Source organism: Rhodospirillales bacterium (genome assembly GCA_028824295.1).
Lineage (GTDB): Bacteria > Pseudomonadota > Alphaproteobacteria > TMED109 > TMED109 > VXPW01.
This window is the reverse complement of the sequence record JAPPED010000028.1, coordinates 1-23152: the sequence shown is the minus strand read 5'-3', so window position 1 is coordinate 23152 and position 23152 is coordinate 1. Positions and strand designations below refer to the sequence as shown.

Annotated in this window: 18 protein-coding genes; 11 read left to right on the top strand and 7 right to left on the bottom strand. The window is 65.0% G+C overall.

From position 1 onward, the window contains the following. The 4 genes from tsaE (at window position 1) to OXH60_11955 (ending at window position 3024) form a co-directional block, all read left to right on the top strand. A complete protein-coding gene (gene tsaE, locus OXH60_11970; GenBank protein MDE0712836.1) occupies window positions 1-492 on the top strand; it encodes a tRNA (adenosine(37)-N6)-threonylcarbamoyltransferase complex ATPase subunit type 1 TsaE in 492 nt (163 codons plus the stop codon). Beyond that, window positions 485-1474: a phosphotransferase gene (locus OXH60_11965; GenBank protein MDE0712835.1), complete on the top strand. Its 990-nt coding sequence runs from the start codon at window positions 485-487 to the stop codon at window positions 1472-1474. Before tsaE ends, OXH60_11965 begins: the two co-directional genes overlap by 8 nt. A 36-nt stretch (window positions 1475-1510) precedes the next feature. Then, a complete protein-coding gene (locus OXH60_11960) occupies window positions 1511-2239 on the top strand; it encodes a nucleotidyltransferase family protein (protein MDE0712834.1) in 729 nt (242 codons plus the stop codon). A 233-nt stretch (window positions 2240-2472) separates the two neighbouring features. Beyond that, window positions 2473-3024 carry a hypothetical protein gene (locus OXH60_11955; GenBank protein MDE0712833.1) on the top strand — a complete coding sequence of 184 codons (552 nt, stop codon included), beginning with the start codon at window positions 2473-2475 and terminating at the stop codon, window positions 3022-3024. Window positions 3025-3297: 273 nt separating this feature from the next. On the opposite strand, the gene OXH60_11950 is transcribed toward OXH60_11955, so the two are convergent. Then, complete coding sequence (locus OXH60_11950; GenBank protein ID MDE0712832.1) at window positions 3298-5694, bottom strand: MMPL family transporter; 2397 nt, start codon at window positions 5692-5694, stop codon at window positions 3298-3300. 394 nt (window positions 5695-6088) lie between these two features. On the opposite strand from OXH60_11950, the gene OXH60_11945 reads away from it, so the two are divergent. From OXH60_11945 to OXH60_11930, 4 genes are all read left to right on the top strand, one after another. Continuing rightward, complete coding sequence (locus tag OXH60_11945) at window positions 6089-6892, top strand: glutathione S-transferase N-terminal domain-containing protein (protein MDE0712831.1); 804 nt, start codon at window positions 6089-6091, stop codon at window positions 6890-6892. A gap of 327 nt (window positions 6893-7219) precedes the next feature. Beyond that, window positions 7220-10216, top strand: a complete 2997-nt coding sequence (gene addB, locus OXH60_11940) for a double-strand break repair protein AddB (GenBank protein ID MDE0712830.1) — start codon at window positions 7220-7222, stop codon at window positions 10214-10216. Continuing rightward, complete coding sequence (gene addA / locus OXH60_11935; GenBank protein MDE0712829.1) at window positions 10213-13587, top strand: double-strand break repair helicase AddA; 3375 nt, start codon at window positions 10213-10215, stop codon at window positions 13585-13587. Before addB ends, addA begins: the two co-directional genes overlap by 4 nt. A 91-nt stretch (window positions 13588-13678) precedes the next feature. Next, the gene (locus OXH60_11930; GenBank protein ID MDE0712828.1) at window positions 13679-14467 is read left to right on the top strand and encodes an FkbM family methyltransferase; all 789 of its coding nucleotides are present in this window, start codon (window positions 13679-13681) and stop codon (window positions 14465-14467) included. A gap of 197 nt (window positions 14468-14664) precedes the next feature. On the opposite strand, the gene OXH60_11925 is transcribed toward OXH60_11930, so the two are convergent. Further along, window positions 14665-15435, bottom strand: coding sequence for a glycosyltransferase family 4 protein (locus tag OXH60_11925; protein ID MDE0712827.1), 771 nt, complete (start codon window positions 15433-15435; stop codon window positions 14665-14667). Window positions 15436-16418: 983 nt separating this feature from the next. Here OXH60_11925 and OXH60_11920 point away from each other — a divergent pair. The 3 genes from OXH60_11920 (at window position 16419) to trxA (ending at window position 18561) form a co-directional block, all read left to right on the top strand. Then, window positions 16419-17186 (top strand): glycosyltransferase family 25 protein, encoded by a 768-nt coding sequence (locus OXH60_11920; protein ID MDE0712826.1) that lies wholly within the window; start codon window positions 16419-16421, stop codon window positions 17184-17186. 74 nt (window positions 17187-17260) lie between these two features. Continuing rightward, window positions 17261-18040: a glycosyltransferase family 25 protein gene (locus OXH60_11915; protein ID MDE0712825.1), complete on the top strand. Its 780-nt coding sequence runs from the start codon at window positions 17261-17263 to the stop codon at window positions 18038-18040. 182 nt (window positions 18041-18222) lie between these two features. Beyond that, on the top strand, window positions 18223-18561 hold the full coding sequence (trxA, locus tag OXH60_11910; protein ID MDE0712824.1) for a thioredoxin: 339 nt from the start codon (window positions 18223-18225) through the stop codon (window positions 18559-18561). Window positions 18562-18628: 67 nt separating this feature from the next. Here trxA and OXH60_11905 read toward each other — a convergent pair whose 3' ends face one another. From OXH60_11905 to OXH60_11885, 5 genes are all read right to left on the bottom strand, one after another. Then, window positions 18629-19927: a bifunctional folylpolyglutamate synthase/dihydrofolate synthase gene (locus tag OXH60_11905; GenBank protein MDE0712823.1), complete on the bottom strand. Its 1299-nt coding sequence runs from the start codon at window positions 19925-19927 to the stop codon at window positions 18629-18631. Further along, window positions 19911-20813, bottom strand: coding sequence for an acetyl-CoA carboxylase, carboxyltransferase subunit beta (gene accD / locus OXH60_11900; GenBank protein ID MDE0712822.1), 903 nt, complete (start codon window positions 20811-20813; stop codon window positions 19911-19913). The genes OXH60_11905 and accD overlap by 17 nt, the downstream gene beginning before the upstream one ends. Then, the gene (trpA, locus tag OXH60_11895; GenBank protein ID MDE0712821.1) at window positions 20810-21640 is read right to left on the bottom strand and encodes a tryptophan synthase subunit alpha; all 831 of its coding nucleotides are present in this window, start codon (window positions 21638-21640) and stop codon (window positions 20810-20812) included. Before trpA ends, accD begins: the two co-directional genes overlap by 4 nt. Beyond that, a complete protein-coding gene (gene trpB / locus OXH60_11890; protein MDE0712820.1) occupies window positions 21634-22845 on the bottom strand; it encodes a tryptophan synthase subunit beta in 1212 nt (403 codons plus the stop codon). The genes trpA and trpB overlap by 7 nt, the downstream gene beginning before the upstream one ends. 35 nt (window positions 22846-22880) lie before the next feature. Then, on the bottom strand, window positions 22881-23152 hold a 272-nt coding region (locus tag OXH60_11885; protein ID MDE0712819.1), incomplete at its 5' end, for a hypothetical protein.

The window sequence follows — 23152 nt, the reverse complement described above, 5'->3', positions numbered from 1 at the left end:
GTGGAACCCGCCCCGGCATCAGGCGCAACCGGCCCGCGGCGCCGATTGCTGCTCCCGGATACCGACGCCACACGAGACCTCGCGGCCAACCTGGCGCAGCTGGCGCGCCGAGGTGATGTCATCGGACTTGTGGGACCGCTCGGCGCTGGGAAGACCACGTTCGCTCGATCTTTCATCGGCGCCCTCGGCGGTACCGACCTGGTGCCCAGTCCGACATGGTCGCTGGTGGAACAGCACTCAACCGGCGCGGGGGACGTGTGGCATTTCGACTTGCACCGGCTCGAGCGCGCCGACGATGTGTGGGAACTCGGCCTCGAAGACGCGCTAGCCGACGGGATCACGCTCATTGAATGGCCGGAGATCGTGGAACGCCTGCTTCCTCCGGCCCGCCTCACGCTTCGTCTGGATCATGCGGGTACCGGCAGGACGGTGACGCTCGAGCCGGGGGCCACGTGGGGCTCGCGCCTCCAAAAGGTGGCCGACAATGGCTGAGCGCCGTGCCCGGCTGGACACCTTTCTGAAACACCAGGGAATCGATCCGGATGCCGCCGTGCTGCTGGCCGGCGACGCGTCGAACCGCCGGTACTTCCGCACGCCTGGTGGCGTGTTGATGGATGCTCCTCCCGAACTCGAGGACGTCCGGCCGTTCGTTCGCGTGGCGCGTCACCTGCAGGACCTCGGGCTGTCGGCTCCGGAGATCCTGGCCGAGGACGTGGATGACGGCTGGCTGCTGCTGGAAGATCTTGGCGACGACCTGTTTTCCCGCGTTCTCGCGACCGGAACGGCCCCCGAGCCGCTCTACGAAATGGCGGTCGACGTGCTGGTTGCGATCACGCGGCATCCGCCGCCGCAATGGCTGGATCCGTACGACCTGCGGCCCCTGCTGGCCGAAGCCGACCTGTTTCTGGACTGGTACCTGCCTGCCGTCGGCGTCGAACCCGACCAGGAGCGCCGCGAGACGTGGCGCGACGCATGGGCTGCCGTGCTGACCCCCCATCTCGATGCCTTGCCGGTTCTCGTGCTCCGGGACTGCCACGTCGACAACCTGCTGTGCCTCCGTGACCGACCGCCGCCGGCAAATGTCGGTCTGATCGACTTCCAGGACGCGCTCGCGGGCCATCCTGCGTATGACCTGGCATCGCTGCTCGATGATGTTCGGAATCCCCTGCCGTCGGAACTCGTGGCCAGATTGATGGAGCGGTTCCTTGCCGCGACGTCGCTTGAGCCGTCCACATTCCGCGCCGCGTTTGCCGCGCTCTCCGCTCAGCGATCATCCAAGATCCTCGGCATCTTCACCCGGCTGGCGCGCAGGGACCAGAAGCCCCGTTACCTGACGTGGCTGCCTGCTACCTGGACACTGCTGGAGCATCGCATCAAGAACGACGGGTTGCTTGCGGTGCGGGAGTGGTTGGACCGGCACGTTCCGGCCCCGCTTCGGCAGCCGGATGCGTTCAATGGCCTCGGCAATCCGTAGCCAAGGCGCTCGCTTGCCCCGCGCTCCGACCGTCGCATGAGGGCCATCCACACGGCCATGGTGCTCGCCGCCGGACGCGGCGAGCGGATGCGGCCGCTCACCGACCGCGTCCCGAAACCCCTGGTCCGGATTGCCGGCCGGTCGATGCTGGACCGGATGCTCGATGCGCTGGAACGATTCGGCGTGTCGCACGCTGTCGTCAACGCGAGCCATCTCAGCTGGCAGGTCGAGTGCCTGCTGGAACGGCGGACGCGGCCGCCCGTCCACGTCAGCCTGGAGGACGACCGCCTGGAAACGGGAGGGGGTGTCCGGCGAGCCCTGCCCCACCTCGAACACGCTGCGTTTCTGGTCGCCAACGCAGATGTTGTGTTGCCGCGGGCCGAGCTTGCGTTTCGGGCGCTGGAGCAGCACTGGGACGCTCGGGCCATGGATGCGCTGCTGCTGGTGACGCCCCGGGATCGGACAACCGGCTATTCGGGCAGCGGCGATTTCGGCCTTCCCCCGCTTCCCAGGGGAGCAGCACCACTCGTACGAGCCGAGACCGACCGACAGCCCTACGTGTTCACGGGCATTCAGATCCTGTCGCGGACCCTGTTCAAAGACGCTCCGGACGGCCCTTTTCCGCTGGGCGCCCTGTACCGCCGTGCCCGCCTCGAGCAGCGCCTGTTCGGAATCGTGCACCACGGCGGTTGGTTTCACGTCGGCACCGTCCAGGCGGTGCAGGACACGGAACGGCTGCTTGCAGCCAAAGAGGCAACAGTGTGAGTCGGCACCTGCCGCATCCGCCGTTGGCCCCGTCGCTGCGGGACTCGATCCGGTGGTGGATGATCCACCCGTCCGATCGCGCGGGCGGCATCCCCGTCACCGGCTCCCGCCCTGCCGCTGGCCGGAAGTTCGACAAGCCGATTCGGCCCAATGGTTAGAGCTTTCCGCAGCTCCTCTGCAGGCCCTGGTGGCCACGACGGGTTCGGAGCCAATCTGCATGAGACACCGACGCCATGAGTATCCGGATGACCCTTACCTGGATAGCGGTGCTGATCCCTGCCTGGAGCCACGCCTGCCCTCCCTTCCAGTACTCCGAGGCAGCTGCCTCCGCGCTGCATGCGGTCCAGAAGAGCGCCGGCCTGTCCGGGATCAATTTTGAAATTCGAGCATCCGACCGTGTGCTGAATGCGAAGGCCCTCATTTGCGATGGGAGCCGCTACGTACTTGTGAACGAGCAGTTTCTGTCCGACCTGGGCTGGACGAATGCACACTGGAACTGGCGCAACGTCGGGACCCTTGCGCGAGAAATCGGGCGCCATGTCATGGGTCACGTAGTGTACAGGGGCGAACGACATCGGGAGGAACTCTCGGCCGACCGGTACGCAGGGAAGGTTCTCTTCCGGTTGGGCGCATCATTGGACCAGACCCTCGCGATGATCGAAGCGCTTCCCGAGGAAATGTCGGCGAGCCACCCCAAGAAATCGGAACGGGCAGCCGCGGTCAGCGACGGCTGGAGGCGCGCCAGCGCGGCGACCAACCGACCGGGAGGCCCGACCTCGCAGTAGCACGGTGCGCACTCGGCACCCACGACGACGTCGCTGGCGGAACCACCCGTGCCCTCGAGGCTCCAAACGGGTGCGAGGCGGGGAAGGCGACGGTGGTGGCCCTCAGTGGTCTTCCGAACCCGCGGTGAACGGCATTGGGGCGGCGCACCGCGTCGGCATATGGTCATGCCGGGTGCCAGTCGCGCCCCGGGGAGGACCGCACGTCGAACTGAGCTGATGCCCTTCAGGGCCTTTGCGCACGGGGGTCCGGCGCGTTGAGATTGCCGCGCGTTGCTATTCCTGTTGGTCAGGCAGGTTCCTGGCAGCCAGCGCGGTGCCGCCTGCGCCTGCGTCGAACCTCATGAGCAGCGGGGGGAGGAGGAGGAAGTCGGCCACCAGCGCCAGCGCGATGACGAGCGCGGTGAGCCGGCCCATATCCGAGTTGAGCTCGAAGCTGGAGAGGCTGATCACGACGAAGCCCGCCACCAGCACAAGGGACGTCGTGAGCAGGGCCGCACCCACGGTACGAAAGGCTACGCGCACCGCATCCGGCGACGTATGACCGAGCTCGCGCCGGGCCCGCTGATACTTGCTCAGGAAGTGCACAGAGTCGTCGACCACGATGCCCAGCGTCATAGCCGTCACCATGGACAGGGAGACCCCGACCTGGCCGACCGCCAGCCCCCAGATTCCGAAGCCCAATGCACCGGGGACCAGATTCGGGACAAGGCTGGTCAGCCCGACCCGCAGCGAGCGCAGCGCAAAGATGAGGACGAAGGAAATGCCCACGAGGGCGATGGTGGTGCCGACGAGCATGGCAATGATGTTCCGACGGCCGAGATTCGCGAACATCAGGGTGGTGCCGGAACTCTCGGAAGGCACGATGTTGGGCGCGTGGTCTGTCAGCCAATGCAGCGCCCGTCGATTGAGCGCGATCACCTCGTTCGACGAGAGCGTCTGGGTGGTCACCGTCATCCGGGTCGCCGACTTGTCGACATCGATCTGGTTGTTGAGATCGTGGCCGAAGGGAAGTGAAATCTCGTAGAGGAGGAGGTACTGCGCAGCCAGCTCACGGCTTTCGGGCAGCCGGTATTCAGCCGGATCGTCGCCGTGCATGCTCCTGTTGAGACGACGGAAGGTGTCGGTAATGACGCTGACGTGGATCGTTTCGGGCTGCGCCCGGTACCACTCGGCGAACGCCGCGGCATCGGCGAGGTAGGCGGGATCGGTGATCCCACCCGGCTCGATCGATGCCAGCGAGTAATCCAGCGAATACATGCCGGTGAGGTTTTTCGCGGTGAATTCCGCGTCGCGCCGAAACTCCACGTCCTCATCGAAGTAGTGGAGGAAGACATCGTTCAGCTCATTGCGGGGTATCGACGCGACGAGCGCCATCACCACCAGTCCGGCCCCCCACAGCAGGGCCCGGCGCCGGCGGATCACGTATTCCCCGAGCGCGGCCATCCCCCTATCGAGACCGAGCCGGGGGGCGCGCACCGGAATGGGCAGCAGCGACAGCAGGGCAGGAAGGAAGGTCACGGAGAGCACGAACGATGCGGCGACCCCGAAGGCCACGAAGGTGCCGAGCTGGCGGAACGGCGGGACCTCGGAGAAGTGCATGCTCAGGAAGCCCAGCGCGGTGGTCAGGCTTGCAAGGAATACCGGCTGAAGATTGACCCGCACCGATTCGATGATTGCATTCCGCTTCTGCGCTTCGGCCTTGGCGGGTGGGTACGGGGCTTCGCCACCGCCTTTGGGCGATCCGGGAGCGTTGCTCCGCAGCTGGTGGACCAAGGTCGAATACACGTGGACACAGCTAGCGATGGCGACCGTCAGCACGACCGTGGGCGCGATCGCGGAGGCCGACGTCATCGGGAGCCCCACCCAGCCGCCGAGGCCCACGGCAGTCATGACCGCCAGGGCCACGACCAGCATGATCGCGAACGTCCCGCTGAAGCCCCGTGTCAGGTAGATCAGCATCAGGGTCATGGCCACGAAGCTCAGCGGCACCAACGTCTTGAGATCGCTCAGCGACACTTCCATAAACGTTTGGTTGAAGACCACGTGGCCGGTCACCCTCACGTCGATGCCCGGGAACCGCCGCTCGACCTCATGGGCGAGCCGGCGCGCGGTGTCCTCGACCTCCGCCCCTTCGACCAACTTGTCCGCACCCGGCAGCTGCACTGAGACGTTGACGCCACTGACTCCCCCGTCCCGCGCGATGAGGCGGCCTGCAAGCGCCGGCTCGGCCAAGGCGATCGCACGAATCCGGGCCCGTTCGTCGGCATCGGCGCGGCCGGACTTGTCCACGAGTTCGCGCACGAAGATGTCGTCCCCGCGGGCCGTGGTGTGCTGGAAGTTGGTGAGGGAATCGACACGGGTCGCGTACGGAACTGTCCAGGCCTGCTCGGTGAGCCAAGCGGTAGCCTCGAGCGCGAAAGCCGAAGTGGCATCGCGGTCGGGCGGCACGAGGACGAACAGGACGTTGTCGCTCTGCCCGTACTTATCCTCCAGGGCCTCGAATGCGAGCAGTTGAGGATTGTCTTTGTTGAAGTAGATGCGGTCGTCGGCCGAGAACTCGAGGAACACCGTGCCGCTCGCCGCAATCCCGACCAGGATCACCGTGGCAATGATGATCAGCCACCGTGACGCGATCACCCGGCCGCCGAGCTGTGACTCGAATGTGCGCACTGGGCTCATACCGTCCACGGGCTATGGTTGCATGTTCGGGATCGACTGCCCACCGCTCGGCAGCGCTGCTCCATGTGCCCGCGCAGGCGGACCGCCCGCCTGCTCACGGCGCCCCAGTTACCCGACTGTACCGTTGCCGAGGCGCATTTTCTTCTGCACGAACGCGCGAGCTGGCCATCCCCGGGAGCGCGAAGACCATGCGTGGCCGCTTGGCACGGCAACCGACCGCCAGGATCCCGCCGGCCCTTGAGGACGAGATCCGTGGGGTTGCGCCCGGACGGCGTCCAACCCAGCGCGAAACGCGCGTCAGATGCCTCGGCCCATGGCACACCGCACGAGTTACGATAGGCCGCGAGGCGGAAGCGCCCGCGATGATGGCGAGACGGGACACGACATGACGACGGAAGCAGCGGTGCCGGGCGGCCGAATGCGCCTGTTCCGCCACCCGACCAGCAGCGCCTCGATGCGGGTGACGCTCTACCTGCGATGTCGCGGCGTTGCGCCTTCTCTCGTCGAACTGGTCGACATGGGTTTCGAGACAGACCACCGCGGCATCCCCGTCTTCACGATGCCCGAGGGCGATCCCGAGACCAGGAAGCTCGGCACCACCGACCTCACCGCCTTCAACCCGGAAGGGCGTATCCCGGTGCTGCTGCTGCCCGACGGGCGCAAGATGACCCAGTCCGGCCCGATCGTGGACTACCTCGAGGATTCGATCGGCGCGACCGGACACCGCTCGATGGCGCCCGACGACCCGTGGCTCCGCGCCGAGATGCGCCGGATCATGTGGATTGTCGCCGCGGACACCCAGCCCTACCAGAACATCCCCTTCATCATTCAGGCGATCGGCGAGTGGGGCATGGTGAAGGCGGTGCCCACGGAGCACCCGTTGCGGCTGCATTTCATCCGCCGGGAGTTCGGCGCGCTGGAAGCGATTCTGCGGCGGTGCGCGGGAACATTCGCGGTCGGGGACGCGATCACGCTGGCGGACTGCTTCCTGGTACCCCAGGTGCGCAACGCCCTGCTGGCCGGAATCAACCTTCCCCGGGAATTTCCGACGCTATCGCGGGTCTGGGAAAACGCCATCGCGATGCCGGAAGCGGCCGCGGTGCTGAACGAGGCCGGCGGGATCGTTCAGCCGTTCGCCTTCGACGCTGAGAAGTTCGAGGTGTACGCCGACGTGCGCGATACCAAATAGTCCACCGCCTCGGCTTCCTCCCCCATTGCGCTTGCGGTCTGTTCCTCTGTCCTGGTCTTTCTGACGATTCCGCCCGGCGAAGGCGACTGACACCGTACAAGGTACTTCGGCCCGGACCGCGACCCGTGCACACCGCGGCTTCAGAACGCTGGATCACGGGCGGCGTAGGGTTTGTGGCGGGGGCCGGAGACATCCACCCGGGCTTGCGTGAGACGAGCGGCGGACATTGTGTTATTCCTCGGCCCACGTTGGCAGTCCGGGAAGTGCAATGGGGTCAATTGCACCCGGGAAAGTCGAATGCGCGGAACTAATCGCAATTAACGCAGCATGTTAGAGCCGGCGGTGCAGCCACTGGTGTGGACGATTCCCGCCGGGCTGCCGTTCGCCCGGCGCTTGGCAAGCGAACTGCTGCGGCGTGCGCATCCGTCGACTGACCTGGCCGACACGACGATCCTGGTACCGACCAACCGCGCGGCCAGGACCCTTTCGCGCGCCTTTTCCCTGGCGGCGCATCCTCGGGCGCTCCTGCTTCCCCGGATCACGCCGCTGGGGGAGGTCGGCGAAGAGGAGCTCAGCCTTGGCTGGGACGACGACGGGGTGCCCGGGTCGTCGATGGCCGAGCTGCGGCCGGCCATCGGACCCGTGCACCGCAAGCTGCTCCTGACCCGGCTGGTCGCCAGCATGCGCCGCGAGCGCGCGGGTGGTGCGCTCGCGGAGGCGGCCCGCCTCGCCAGTGAGCTCAGTACCCTGCTGGACGCGCTGCAAAACCAGGACGTGCAGTTGGCCGACCTCGAAACCCTGGTGGACGAGGACCTGGCCGAACACTGGCAGGAGACGCTCCAGTTTCTTGAGATCCTCCGCGATCACTGGCCCCGTATCTTGGCCGAAGCTGGATGCATGGATCCCGCGGCCCGACGCACCTGGCTGCTGCGGCACCAGACTGCCCTGTGGGAACAGTCCCCGCCGCGCAACCCCGTGATCGTGGCCGGATCAACAGGTTCGATTCCGGCCGCTCGAGCCCTCATCTCGACCGTGGCCAAGCTGCCCCGCGGCGAAGTTGTCCTCGCTGGCCTTGATCGCACGGTCGACGCGGAATCGTGGGAGACGCTCAGCGAATCCCACCCGCAGTTTGGCCTGAAAAAGCTGCTGGAGACGCTTGGCTCGGATCGCGCACAGGTTCGCAACTGGCCCGGGTCTGAGCCAACTCCGAAAGCGGTCGCCCGGACCCGGCTGCTGGCTGAAGTGATGCGGCCAGCCGAGACGTCGCACAAGTGGCCGGAGACGGTGCCGCAGATCGACGTCGACGCCGGACTCGACGGCCTGCAGATCATTGAAGCCCGCGACTCGGTCGAAGAGGCCGGCACCATCGCGGTCCTGATGCGCGAAGCGCTCGAAACGCCCGGCAAGACCGCGGCCCTCGTCACCAACGACCGGGAGCTCGCCAGCCGGGTGCGAACCACGCTCCGGCGCTGGAATGTCGAGGTCGACGACTCGGGCGGCGAACCGCTGGGCAATACGTCTGCCGCAGCACTGTTTCGCCTCGCGATCAGGGCAGCCGCCAGTAACGGACGGCCCCTCGACCTCCTGGCGCTGCTCAAACATCCGCGGGCGACCGGGGGAGACAGCCGACAGACCTTCATTGCGAACGTCAGGGCGTTTGAACACCACGTCGTCCGCCGAGTCTTTGCGTGGCATGAATTTCCGGATGTCGAGGCGGAACTGCGAAGGCTGGTCGAGCGGCGGCCCCGGCTGGCCGGCCTTGAACGTTGGTTCGGAGAGTTCCGGCAACGTATGGCACCGTTGCGGGAGGCCTTGGCCACCACCACTGACGCCGGCGCCATCGTGGCGGCGCACCGGGCCTTTACCGAATGGCTGGCGACCCCGGCCAACGGTGGGACTGACGGGCTTTACGCGGATCATTCCGGCGAACGAGTTCAAAGGTTCGTGCGCGAATTCGAAGCGGCGGCCAAGCCCCTCGGTCCGATCCCGGGCGGCGAGTATCCCGCCCTGTTCGACGAGGCGCTCTCCGGTATTGCCATCTATCCGCGCATCGGCACCCATCCCCGCCTGAGCATCCTGAGCGCCCTGGAAGCGCGCCTCGTCAGCGCCGACCGGATCATCGCCGGCGGGCTTGTCGAGGGCAGCTGGCCGCGGCGGGCAACGCCCAATCCCTGGCTCAGCCGCACCATGCAAACGGCGCTCGGCCTTCTGACGGACGCCCACCGCGCGGGCATGGGTGCCCATGACTTCGTCGACGCGGCAAGCGTTCCGGAAGCCTTCCTATGTTTCGCCCGCAAGACGCGTGGCAATCCGACGATTCGCTCGCGGTGGCTCACGCGTCTCAACACGGTGCTCCGTTCGGCCGACCGGACCCCGTCTGCTCCGCGGGCGATCGGCCTCTGGCAGCGGCTGACCGCTCCGCCCCCCTACAGGCCGCTGCCGCGGCCCCAATTCGCGCCGCCGCTATCGGTTCGACCGCGCCGTCTGTCGGTGACGCAGGTACGGACTTTTCTGAAGGAGCCCTACGCGACCTACGCGCGCCATGTGCTCGGGTTGCGGGCGCTCGACCGGCCCGGCCGTCGACCCGGACTGGCCGAATTCGGCAATGCAGTGCACGAAGTCCTGGAGAGATTCACGCAGGAGCACGGCGGCTCGAGCCTGCCGGATGACGCGGCGGCGCGGCTCCATGCGCTCGGGGCGGAGGTGCTCGCGCGGTTCCAGCCCGCGGACCGCCTGGACGAGCAATGGTGGGAGCGTTTCACCTGGGCGCACCGGCTCGATGCCATCGTGCAGTGGTTTCTCCTTCAGGAGCAGCGCCACAGGAAAAAAGTTGATGCCGTCTGGGGAGAAACCTCGGGCGAGTACACGTTCGGCAATCCCCCCTTCACGCTCGTCGCCCGCGCCGACCGGATTGAGGTGGACCGCGCCGACCACGCGATGACGATTGTCGACTACAAGACCGGACTGGTCCCGAAAAAGCAGGATGTTGCCAGCGGCGCCGAGCCCCAGCTCCCGCTCGCGGGGGTGATTGCCGAAGCCGGCGGGTTTCCCAACCTTCCGGCCGAGGGGACCGTTGGTCGGCTGGTCTATTGGAAGCTTACCGGGCGCCGGGACGGCGGCGAGTACGGACCGGCGCTCGCGCCGGCCGAGACATCGGCTGCATTGGCCGCGTCGCTCGGCCGGCTCAAGGCGCTGATCCGTGCGTTCGAAGACCCGGACACCGCCTATACCGCCACGCACGATCCGGAACCGTACTCGGATTACGCAGCCCTGGCCCGCACCCACGAATGGACTTTGGCGGGCCTCAGGGATCCCGACGAGTGACCGCCACTTCGGTCGAGGCGCGCCGCCGCCAGCGGGAGGCCTCGAACCCCGACATTTCGGCCTGGGTGTCGGCCAACGCCGGTACCGGGAAGACCAAGGTCCTGACCGATCGGTTCCTCCGCCTGCTGCTGAACGGCGTGCCGCCGGAGCACATCGTCGCCATCACCTTCACGAGGGCGGCGGCAGCCGAAATGGAAAACCGGCTGTTCGCGGAACTGACCAAGTGGGCGGCAGACGATGACGCAGCCATCAGTCAGAGGATCAAGGAGTTGGTGGGTTACGCGCCAAGGGACCAGCAAGCCTCTGCCGAAATCGCCCGCAAACTGCTCGTCCAGGTGCTCGAGTGCCCGGGGGGTATCCGGATTCAGACCATCCACGCCTTCTGCCAGTCCCTGCTGGCGAGTTTCCCGCTGGAGGCGGGGCTCGCACCTCATTTCCGGGCTCTCGATGAAATCGATGCAGCCGCGCTTCGCACGGAAGCCCGCACCAGCATGCTCCAGGCGGCCGGCCAGCAGGGCGGCGCGCTGGCGGAAGGCTTTCGGACTGTCGCCCGCACGCTTGCGGAAAGACAGATCGGTGAGGTCCTCAACGACTTCTCCTCGCGGCGCAAACCCTTTCACGAAATCGTGAATCGGAGCGGTGGCATCGACGCGTACGTGGCGCAGATTGCCGCCCGGCTGGACATCGATCCGACCGACACCGAAACAGGTGTCATCCGCCGTGCATGGCTCCGGACGGAACCCGGCGCCGCCGGGAGTGCGGCGCGGCAGGCACTCGACGTCCTCGTCAGCGAAGCCGACCAGAAGACCTCGCTGGTCAAAGTTGTGGATGCCCTCGAGGCGTGGATCGACGCGCCGAATGATGACGCCGCCCTACTCGGCTGCTGGAGCAGCTGGCGCGATGTGTTCGTTACTCAGAAGGGAACGCCGCGCCAGCGCCTTCCCTGGACATCCCTCGGCAACCCGGACACGGTCAGGTTTCTGGAAGCCGAAAGCGGCGCGGTGCAGGAAGACATTGAAACGCTGAAGGCGATCCGCACGTTCCGCCTTAGTTCTGCGATTGCGCGTTTGGCGGAAGAGGAACGGCGACGGTACGAGCGCCTGAAGCGAAACCTGGTCGCTGTCGACTACGACGACCTCCTGGTCCGCGCAGCCAACCTGCTCACCAAGCGGTCGGCCAGCGACTGGATCCTCTACAAGCTGGACGGCGGAGTGAGTCACATCCTGGTCGACGAAGCTCAGGACACCGCACCTTCTCAATGGCAGGTGATCTCAGCCGTCGCCGAGGACTTTTTCAGCGGCGTGAGCGCGACGCAGGAAGCGCGACGCACCATCTTCGCTGTGGGAGACCCCAAGCAATCGATCTATCGGTTCCAGGGGGCCGACCCCGACGGTTTCGTCAGGAAGAGCCGCCAGTTCGAGGAGCGGGTCTCCGGTGCGAGACTGCCCTGGAAGTCCGTCCAGCTCGATCTTTCGTTCCGGTCTGCACCGGCGCTGCTCAAGGCGGTCGACCAATTCTGGAACACGCAACGGGATGGACGTCGGGAAGGCGAACAGACGACGCACACCGCCCGGCGGGCCGATGCGCATGGCCGGATTGAAGTGTGGCCGCCCGTGGAGCCCGAAGAGGGCGATGAGCGCCCGAATGCCCACGTCCGCCGGCTCGCCCGCCTCATGGCCGAACGAATCAGGACGCTGATCTACCCGAGTGACGGCACCCGATCCAGGTACGGTCCAGGCGACATCATGGTGCTGGTGCGTCAGCGGCTGCCCCTGATGCCCTTCGTTGTCCGCGCCCTCCGCGAAGCCGGTATTCCCGTCGCGGGTGTTGACCGAATGCGCCTGATCGACCAGCCCCCGGTGATCGACCTGATCGAACTCGCGCGCTTCCTACTGCATCCGCACGATGACCTGGCCCTCGCCAACGTGCTCAAGGGGCCCCTCGCCGGACTCGACCAGGGCTTGGGAGAAGACCAACTCTTCGCGCTCGCGCACAATCGCGATGCGAAAAGCCTCTGGGACAGCCTCCGCGAACATGTGGACGAGGACGCGGCGTACCGCACGGTCTACGACCGGCTCCGGGTGCTCACCGCGAAGGCGGCCAGCGAGACACCATTCGACTTGTTCTCGTTCGCTCTCGACGGCGAGCAGGGATCGCGCACCGCCCTGCTCGCTCGCCTCGGGCCCGATGCAGCAGATGCAATCGAGGAATTCCTGTTCCAGGCCCTCGAATTCGGCCGTCGTGAGATCCCTTCGCTTGAACGCTTCACTAACTGGATTGAGGGCGAGAGCCTCGAGGTCAAGCGCGACATGGAATTGACGAGCGGCAGCGTCCGGATCATGACCGTGCATGCAGCCAAGGGACTCGAGGCGCCCGTCGTGTTCATTGCCGAGCGTGAGGGCAAACCGCGCCTGCGTTCCTCCATCGTCTGGGACCCCGACGACACCGCCATATTCAAGCTGCCCGAAGGGGAGCGGCCTGACGTCGTGACCGAGTTGCAACGTGAATTCGCCGAGGAAGAGCAGCGAGAATACGAACGTCTGCTGTACGTCGCCATGACGCGAGCCAAGGACCGGATCGTGATCGCGTCGTGGCAAAAGCGGCCTCCGAAGGAGCCGGGGACTTGGTGGTCGAACCTCGTGCGGAGCGCGCTGGTCGACCATGCAGATTTCGATGTGACCGTCGACCCTACGTTTCCGAGCGTCGACAAGCAGGCGACCCCGGCCTATGTCTTCGAGGAGAACGTGACGGGCTCGGGCGGGGAAACGAAACCAGTCCCGTCCCCTTCCGCCGAGCGACCCGATCTCCCGACATGGCTCGAAACCCTCGCCCCGTTCGAGCGCGCACCGCGACTGGCGCGCCGCGCAGCTCCCGAGGTTGACGACGACAGCAAGGCCATGGCCCTTGCGCGTGGAACGCTGGCGCACCAGCTGCTCGAGCATCTAGCCGGTCTCGGTGGCGCGGAGCGGCGCGGGCGCGCGGCAGCCCTTGCGCAGAAGCTGGCCCCCGAACTTCCCGACAGCATGCGTGCAGACCTCTGCTCGGTCGTGCTGGGCGTGCTCGAACGACCCGAGTTTGCATTCATGTTCTCGGCGGACAGCCGGGCCGAAGTTCGCATCGCCGGCGAACTCGAGGGCCGCCTGGTCGAAGGGCAGATCGACCGGCTCGTCGTGACCGACGACGACGTGATCGTCATTGATTTCAAGACCGGAGCACCGCCAGAATCCTGGCAAGATGCGCCGGTTGGCTATCGCGAGCAAATCGCCGATTACGTGGCACTCCTGGCCAACACCTACCCCGGACGGAACATTCGCGGGCTGTTGTTCTACGTCGAAGGGCCGGTATTGCTCGAGCCGGAAAGGGAATCCTGAGGCAGGTTTGGAATGGTCGGACAGCCACTCCGTCTCTCACTGGCATTCAGCGCCTGCATCTGAGCGCAGCTCGGGAGGCCAGCAAGACCCAATGTCCAGAGCCAGCACCTCATTGGGGTTTCAACGAATCCTGTTCAATCTGCTTTCGCGCACCCGGTTCCTGCATCCAATCGTTCGCCGTCTTTGGCCTGCCGTGGAGCTAGAAGTTGGCGGACACAGCCTCCTGCTCCATCCGGCAGACAATTCCACTGAGTGCTTTATGTGGTTGCGCGGAACCAGGCGGGAAGCAGCCTCTATCGGTCGGCTCACCCTGTTGGTCGCAGGAAAACGGGCGCTGATTCTCGACGTAGGTGCAAACTGCGGAGCGTATACCCTGCCGTTGGCGGAAGCTGCGGGTGCAGGATCCCACATCGTTGCGTTCGAGCCGAATCCGGTCATGGCCGCACGACTGCGACGGAACCTCGCGTTAAACGATCTGCAGAACCTGGTCGAAATCCAAGAGATATCGCTAGGTGCAAGTGATGGATATGCCGATCTCTGGATTGACGAGCGAAATCTTGGATTCTCCTCTCTTCATGCACCCCAAGCCTCCTGGGCGAGAGCTAATCGGGTTCCGGTACGATGTCTTGTTGACTTCCTGCCTCCGCTTGGAAGTTCGTTCGACGTCTTCGTAATCAAAATCGACATCGAAGGTTTTGAAGATCAAGCCTTGGGGCCGTTTCTCGAATCAGTTGCCGATGACGGCCTCCCCGAGGCAATCCTGGCCGAAACCACGAGTTCGCATCTCTGGAGTTTGGACCTTTATGGTCTGATGAAACGCAGGGGGTACACCCCGTATTTTCTTGGGGAGGACGGGAATACGTTATTTCTCAGGAACTAAAATGTCTTGATGTGAACTCCAGCTCTTCACTACGTGCAGCATCTTTGAATTGCGGGGCACCACAAATGCCCACAGCTCTCTGAATTTCACTGTATCCAAGAATCGGCAAGTCCAACGGTTTGGACGCTGTTCCGAAAGTGCGCGGCTGCATTGCCGCATGAGCAGTTGGACCTACCTAGTGTCGAGCATTCTGGAGACTATGTCCAAAGTTTCTCGTACACCCGGTGTATGCCGTCAATCTCAGATTCCAGACCAAACAAGCTGATGGCTCGTTGCCTCGCCCGACTACTCATGCGTTCCATTTCACCGGGATTGTCGATCATGCTCCGCGCGGATGAGAGAATCTGTCCCGCATCCAATCGATCTACGAGAATTCCTGCCTCATTGACACCGATGAAGGCGGGGAAAAAGCCTGTGTCGCTGGCGATAACCGGCACGCCGCTGGCCATGGCCTCCAGAGGTGTCATTCCGTACCCTTCGTAGCGGGCCGCGGCCACCAGCAGCGACAGACTTCGGACCAGTTGCGGCAGCTGACCGGCGGCAATCTCGCCTGTGAAAATGATTCGCTTGGTCAGACCTGCCGCATCAATTTGCCGCTTGAGTTCGCCCTGGAAGCTTCGCTGGGTAGCCGTAACTTTGCCTATGATGAGTGCGGTTGCCTCAGGATAGTGAGGGAGCAGCCGGATCATCGCCTCGACGAATAGATCAGTGCCTTTCTCCGGCCGTACTCGACCGATCGTGGCAATCCCGAACTTGCCAGGATATTGCCCGAGCTTCCAAGCTGCAGCCCGGTCTTCTGCCGGCCGGAAGCGTTCTGCGTCCACGCCATGATGAACAACGGCATGGACGTTCGGAACGAATGCCGCAGCCTTCTCGGTCGTGGCAATCACTGCATCCGCTTGGCTGATCAGCCAGCGCGGCACTGCAGAATGGCGGCGGCGCGCTGCGGAGGTGAAGACAATGCGCACTGGCAGTTTCAGGATATCCCGCGCGAGCAGGGCAGCGCGTATCTCGTTGTTTCTTCGGACATGCCACAAGACATACTTGTGCCCAGGTGCCGGGCTCCGAGAACGCCGGAGGGCCCGCCTAAGGGGAACTGGGGGCATGCAACTGGGTAGCGCTCGACCGGCGAGCAGCATGCGATAACGTCCTGCCTGACCTTTGACGACTCCCGCGGCTGTAGCAGACACACCGGTGTAGTTTCGGTGCAGGTTGGTGACGACCAAGTCGATGCCGCTTCGCATTGCCTCTCAGCTTTCTGCGTTAGGTCGAACAGCTCTGTTTCCAGCTCGAGGCCCTAACCTGCGGCAACCACAATAACCCCGCCAGCGCTTCGCTGGACCGTCGGAATCAGCCTGATTCCGATTTGGCTCTGAAGGAAGGTGTGTTGTCAGACACATGGCCGCGAGTTTGGCCAACGCTGCTGCTTCTCACCTGCTTCGTTCGGATCCCGAGCAGTATCGCCATGGGTCCATGGGCAAGGTCGCCACTGTCTTCTTGCAGGCACTTCGCATCCATCCAGGTTTCGTCGCTCTGTCTCCAACCAAGTTTGAAATACCAAATGTGGTCTGTTGATTCGCCCGGACGGTTGCCGCTGGACACCTTAGTGTTGGGCTTGGGCATCCAGATGGCACGACCCTCGTCATCGCTCAGCATTGTCACTTGTTGCCGCAATAGCTACGGCACTGCGTCGACTGGCCGATCGGGTCCCGCGTCCGGCAGGGGCGTCCAGACCAAGTTCAGGTACATCAACAGTTGAAGCGCGTCTCCCCAGAAATGTCCAATCAGCGAAGCGAGCAGCCAAGGACGATGAAAGATTCTCGGAACACTCATCATCCCCGCCAGTGGCCAGCTGGCGCCTCGGCACGAATGGCAGGCACTTCGTCAGCGAAACCTCTTCGCATGACGGGTTTGGCGCGCCGATGCGCCAACGCACTGTGACCTCAGTGCCGTGAAGTGCGTCGTTATCAATCTTCCGAGGGCGAAAGCCCGGCTCAAGGCCATTGCCCGACAGTTCAACCAACTCAGCATTGATTTTGAAGCCCTGGAAGCAACCGACTGGCGCGACCTGAACGAACAGGACTACGAAAACGTTGACCACGATGCCCGCAACAGGGAGGGGCGGCGCGCGCTCTCACCGGGGATGGTGGCCTGCCATCTGAGCCACAGAAGAGCGATCGCAGACGTAGCGTCCGGCGAGCCCGACCTAACTGCAATCTTCGAGGATGATGTGGCCCTGGCACCGAACATCGGGAGCGTGCTCCGAACGTTGCAGGAGGCGTACTCAGCGGGATCGGACTTTGACCTTGTGTTTCTTCATCGGAACAAGACCTACCTGCAGTTTATGGTACTGGAAACGATTGACGAGAACGTGAAGCTGGGTATCACCAAGTACTCCGACTGGGGCGCTCATGGGTACGTCATTTCGAAGACTGCCGCCGGCAAACTGCTGAGCCGGTACCCGAGGATCATCAACAGATGTGATCACACACTTCACGCGCACTGGGAAAACGGCTTAAACGTATTCTCACTGCACGAGCCTGTAGTTTCTCACGGCAATGATGCCGGCGACCACTCATTCCTGCAGGAAGGCTCACGTCAGCGGGTGCATTGGTCTGTCCCCAAGCTACCTCGTCGCGCAGCGAGCATCTTGAGAGAGGAAGTCTTGAAACGAAGATTCTTCCGGCAAAAGTTGAAGAGAGCGAAACTGGCAACATAGATTCTGAGTGCATCATCCTTCGTGCATCGGTGCCCCCAAACCACCGCACTGCCAGGCCAGCAGAGGAAGAGAGCATGCGAGTGTTCGTCATCAATCTGGCCCGCGCTAAGGCGCGTCGATGCCACATGCTTCGGCAATTCACCGAGCTTGGACTGGAGGCGGAATTTCACGAGGCTGTCGACGGCAGGCACCTGACCCAGGAACAGTACGCCCAGGTAGACCGGAACTCCCGGAGGCGCATGGGCCTGAAGCCACAAGCCGACGCCTCCATCGCCAATTGGTTGAGCCAGCGACGCGTGATGCAGGAGGTCGCAGAGAATGGGCCGGAAGTGTTCGCGATCTTCGAGGACGACGCCGAGCTTTCACCAGACCTCCCACCGGTCCTTGCAGCGCTGGAGCACCGGCCGCTCGCCTTCGACGTCGTCAAGCTGAGCCGACGCACGCCGGAAAAAGCGTTTGTATCGTCGATGCGGCTTCCGACCGGCCACAGCTTGGGGCGCGTGCGATATCACGATTTCGGATGCGAAGGTTATGTCATCACGCGAGAGGCAGCGCGCCGTTTCCTGGCCGTGACTCCCAAGATGACTTGGGAGATCGACCAAGCGATCAACTACTACTGGGAAAACGGGCTGAACATCCTCTATCTGGATCCGCCGGTTGTCTTTCACGGCGGTCGTGACGCTTCCCAGATCGAAGAAGGCAGGGCGCTAGCGCGCAAACGACATCGACGGACGGCCAACCCGGCGTACGTGCTTTGGCGACGCGGGATCCAATGCATTGAGCGTGAGTTTTCCAGACGCCGCGAGTTTCAACGGCGGCTCCGGGAGGATCGGACGGGCATCGGACGACCGTAAGCACCAGCCGCGATCCTGTGATTTGCACGTTCTGCCAGAGGACCATCCAGCCGGCGCACAGGAAACCGGCCGGCCGTGTGTGCAGGCGCCGTGTGACGTTTCGGGCGAGGAGGCAGCCGAAGCCTGCCGCCGCTAGACTCCGCGACGCATTCATCCATTGCATCTGAACGAGGACCGAGGAAATGAGCACCAAGGCAGTTACCGATGATTCATTCGCAACCGACGTACTGGAGTCGGATATTCCGGTCCTCGTCGACTTCTGGGCGGAATGGTGCGGGCCGTGCAAGCAGATCGCCCCCATCCTCGACGAGGCCAGCAAGGAGTACGAAGGCAAACTGCAGATCGCCAAGGTCGACATCGATGCCAACCCTGCCACGCCGACCGAGTACGGGGTGCGCGGCATTCCCACCGTGATGCTGTTCAAGGGCGGTACGCTGGTGGACAGTCTGGTGGGATCCGTCTCCAAGCAGGCCCTCTACAACTGGATTGACGATTCGCTGGGGGCCAGCGGCGGCGCCTGATCGGTCGGTACGAGGGGCCCCCGTTGCTGCCGGTCGGGATACGCGGGGCTCCGGCGCACCGTTCTCTTCAACCACCCATCGCGATTTCGTCCACTCCCGAACAGTTGAACGCCTGCCCGGCCAGCAGGAACGATCCGGCAATCAAGATCCTGTGGCGCTGCCCCGTCTCGCCGGCCCGCCGCACGGCGGCTTCCAGTGAATCGTGCGGCGACGCGCACAGACCGGCGCGCTTCGCGATATCGGCCAGTTCAGCGGGACACCACGCCGTAGCGCTCGATCCAAGCGATACGGTCTCCACCCCCCGGGCAATGCCGCGGAACGGCCGGAAGAATGCAGCGGGATCCTTGGTCGTCAGGAGCCCGACGATCAACCGCAACGGCGGGCCTTCCCGCCCCCAGTCCGCAAGCACCCTGGCGGCGTCAGCGTTATGCCCCGTGTCCAGCCAGAGCTCTGACGGGGCAGCCAGCTGGACAAGCTTGCCTTCTTTCAGTCGCTGCAGGCGGCCCGGCCACCGCACGCGTTCGAAACCCCTGGTGGCGGTTGCCTCCGGTACCCCGAGGTCCGGAATCAGCGCGATGCTCGCGGCGACGATCGCCGCGTTCTCGGCCTGGTGTGCACCTGACAGCGCCGTAGGCAAGTCCATCCGACGGCCGGCCGCATCAACGTACCGGGCTGGTTTGCCATCCGCCTGCAGACGCCATTCCACGCCGTGGCGATGCAACGGGACACTCAGTGCGCGCGCGCGCGCGGTGATGACCCGCATCGCCGGCGGCTGTTGGCGCCCGACCACTGCCGGCACCCCTTTCTTCAGGATTCCGGCCTTCTCGGCAGCGATCTCGGGCAACGTGGAGCCGAGGCGGTCGCAATGATCCAACCCAACCGGTGTGATCACCGTGAGCGCCGGCCGCTCCACCACGTTGGTGGCGTCGAGGCGTCCCCCGAGCCCGGTCTCCAGAAGCGTCACTTCCGCCGGGCGCGCGCGAAATGCCAGAAACGCCGCCGCGGTCGTGATCTCGAAGAACGTGATCGGCGCGCCGGCATTGGCTTCCTCGGCCTCGTCGAGCGCGGCCACAAGGGCGCCGTCATCGATGGGTTGCCCGTCGATCAGGATCCGTTCGTTGAATCGCAACAGGTGCGGGGAAACGTAGGCATTGACCGTGCGACCGGCCGCCCGCTGCACGGCGCCCAGCATGGCGACGACGGAGCCCTTCCCGTTGGTGCCGGCCACGTGCACCACATGACGCAGATCTCGCTCGGGATGACCCAGCCGCCGAAGCAGGTGCCAGATTCGCTCCAGCGAAAGGTCGATGGATCGCGGATGAAGCTCAGCGAGGCGGGTCAGCCGCGCGTCAAGCGATAACGGCAACGCCGGTAGAACCCGCTGTCGTGTCCGCGCGTGGGGGCAGGGGGCCATTGGTCAGATGCCCGAGAATGCGCACAAGCGTGGCCTTCAGCTCCGACCGCGGCACCACGGCGTCGATCATTCCGAGCTCGCACACCTTTTCGGCCCGCTGGAAGTTCTCCGGGAGGGTTTCGCCAACCGTGTTCTCGATGACCCGCGGCCCGGCAAACCCGATCAATGCACCAGGCTCCGCCAGCGCCACGTCACCGAGCATGGCGAACGACGCCGTCACGCCACCGGTGGTGGGATGCGTGAGGACCACGACGTACGGGCATCCCGCTTCCCGTGCATCTTCGATCGCCGCGACCGTGCGCGGCAACTGCATCAACGAGAGAATCCCCTCCTGCATGCGGGCGCCGCCGGAAGCGGTGACCGCGATCAACGGCTGGCTGTGCTTCCGGGCGAATTCCGCCGCCCGTACCAATCCCTCGCCGACGGCCATTCCCATGGAGCCGCCCATGAAGCCGAAGTCCAGCACCGCGACCACCGCACAGCGCGCGCCAATCTCCCCGGTGGCCACCGCGATCGCGTCAGCCGCATCTGATTCCGCTCGGGCAACCTTCAGTCGCTCCGTATAGCGCTTGCGGTCCCGGAACCGGAGCGGGTCTTCCTCGACCGCCGGAAGCTCCATCAATTCGTAGCTGCCGTCGTCGAACAGAAGCTCAAGGCGGGCGCTGACCGGCATCTGCAGGTGATGGCCGCACGCCGAGCACACCCGGAGCTGCGCCTCCAGTTCCTTGTGGAACATCATGCGGTCGCAGCCGGGGCACTTGGTCCATAGGTCCGGAACAGCCTGCCGGCCCACGACCGCCTGCAGCTTGGGCCGGATGAATTCGGACAGCCAGCTCATGCGCGACCTCCCCGGTCAGCCCCTCGCGCGGACAGCACGCCGGCCTTCAGTTCCTCCACCAGCTCGGACACCGCGGCAGCAGCGTTCCCGGGGGCTTGCTCGACCGCGCCGACAAGCGCCGAGCCAACCACCACGGCATCTGCAGTCTCGGCAATCCGCGCAGCCTGCTCGGGGCTTCTGATCCCGAACCCGACGGCGATGGGAAGGGTGGTATACGCACGAATGCGGGCGAGTGCCCCGGCCACCACGTCCGACTCCCCCACGCGAGTACCGGTGATCCCGGTGATGGAGACATAGTAGAGAAAACCCGACGCGTTCCGGAGGACGCTGGGCAGCCGGCGGTCGTCCGTGGTCGGGGTGGCCAGTCGGATGAAGTCGAGCCCGCAGGCACGCGCGGGCACGCAGAGTTCGGAATCCGCCTCGGGCGGCAGGTCCACGACGATCAGTCCGTCCACGCCGGCACCAGTCGCATCCTCGAGAAACCGGTCCACCCCGTAGGAGAAGATCGGATTGTAGTACCCCATGAGGACGATCGGCGTCGCGTCGTCGCCGGACCGAAACTCGGCCACCATCGTCAGCGTCTCGGCCAAGGTCTGACCCGCCTTGAGGGCCCGCAGCGAACTCTTCTGGATGGCCGGGCCGTCGGCCATCGGATCGCTGAACGGCATGCCGAGCTCGATCACGTCGGCACCGGCCCTCGGCAGGTCGGCCAAGATGCGGCGGCTCTCGGTGGGGTTCGGATCGCCGGCGGTCACGAACGTGACCAGGCCGGCCCGGCGTTCCTCGGCCAGCCGGCGGAACCGCGCATCGATGCGATTGCTCACCACTCGACCCCCAGCGCCTCGGCGACCGAAAAGACGTCCTTGTCACCGCGCCCGCAGAGATTCATGACCAGCAGGTGATCGGCCGGCAAGTCCGGCGCCAGTTTCGCCACGTGCGCGAGCGCGTGGCTGGGCTCGAGCGCCGGCAGGATCCCCTCGAGCTCTGTGCAGAGCTGAAACGCCGCCAGGGCCTCGGTGTCGGTCACCGACACGTATTCGACCCGCCCGACATCGTGCAGCCAGGCATGTTCCGGCCCGATTCCCGGATAGTCGAGGCCCGCCGAGATCGAATGCGCGTCATCGATTTGACCATCATCGTTCTGCAGCAGGTAGGTGCGATTGCCGTGCAGCACACCGGGCCGCCCCGCCGTGAGCGAAGCCGCATGGCGGCCGGTCTCGACGCCCTCGCCGCCCGCTTCGACGCCGATCAGGCGGACGTCGGGGTCGTCCAGGAACGGATGAAACAGACCCATTGCGTTGGAGCCGCCGCCGATGCAGGCGACCAGCGTGTCCGGCAGCCGTCCTTCGGCCTCCACGATTTGCTCCCGCACCTCGTTGCCGATCACGGCCTGGAAGTCACGGACCAGTGCCGGGTACGGATGCGGGCCCGCCACCGTGCCGATGATGTAGAAGGTGTCCTCGACGTTCGCGACCCAGTCGCGAAGCGCCTCGTTCATGGCGTCCTTCAGCGTGCGCGTGCCTGAACTCACCGGGCGCACCTCGGCTCCGAGGAGCCGCATGCGAAAGACGTTCGGCTGCTGGCGTTCGATGTCCGTCTCGCCCATGTACACCGTGCACGGCATGCCGAAACGCGCGCACACGGTCGCGGTCGCGACGCCGTGCTGTCCGGCCCCGGTCTCGGCGATGATGCGGGTCTTTTTCATGCGCCGGGCCAAGAGGATCTGCCCGATGCAATTGTTGATCTTGTGGGCCCCCGTGTGGTTGAGCTCGTCGCGCTTGAAATAGATCTTGGCACCACCGAACCGTTCGGTGATGCGCGGCGCGAAGGTCAGCGGGCTGGGCCGGCCGACGTAATGCTTGAGCAAATCGTTGAATTCAGACCAGAACGTTTCGTCCCGCGAGGCCGCCACATAGTGTTCCTCGAGATCGAGGATCAGCGGCATCAGGGTCTCGGCGACGAATCTGCCGCCGTACGTTCCGAAGTGCCCGTCCTCGTCGGGTCCGCTCCGGAAGGTATTGGTCTGGTCCATAGTGCGTATCCGCCGACAGTGGGTCGTTGCCGACCTTACTGCAAAACCGGCGCCGGGCGTTGCACGGGTGCCCGCGCGGCGGTCAGGAATTCCACGATCAGCGCCTCGTCCTTCTCACCGGGCGCACGCTCGATCCCCGACGAGACATCGACGGCCGCCGCACCCGATTTCGCGACGGCCGCCCCGACATTGGCCGGTGTCAGCCCGCCCGAGAGGATCCACGGGAGCTGGAGGTCGAGACCGCTGAGGACCTGCCAGTCGAACGCCCGCGCATTGCCCCCTGGACGCGTGGCCCCTTCGGGCGGGC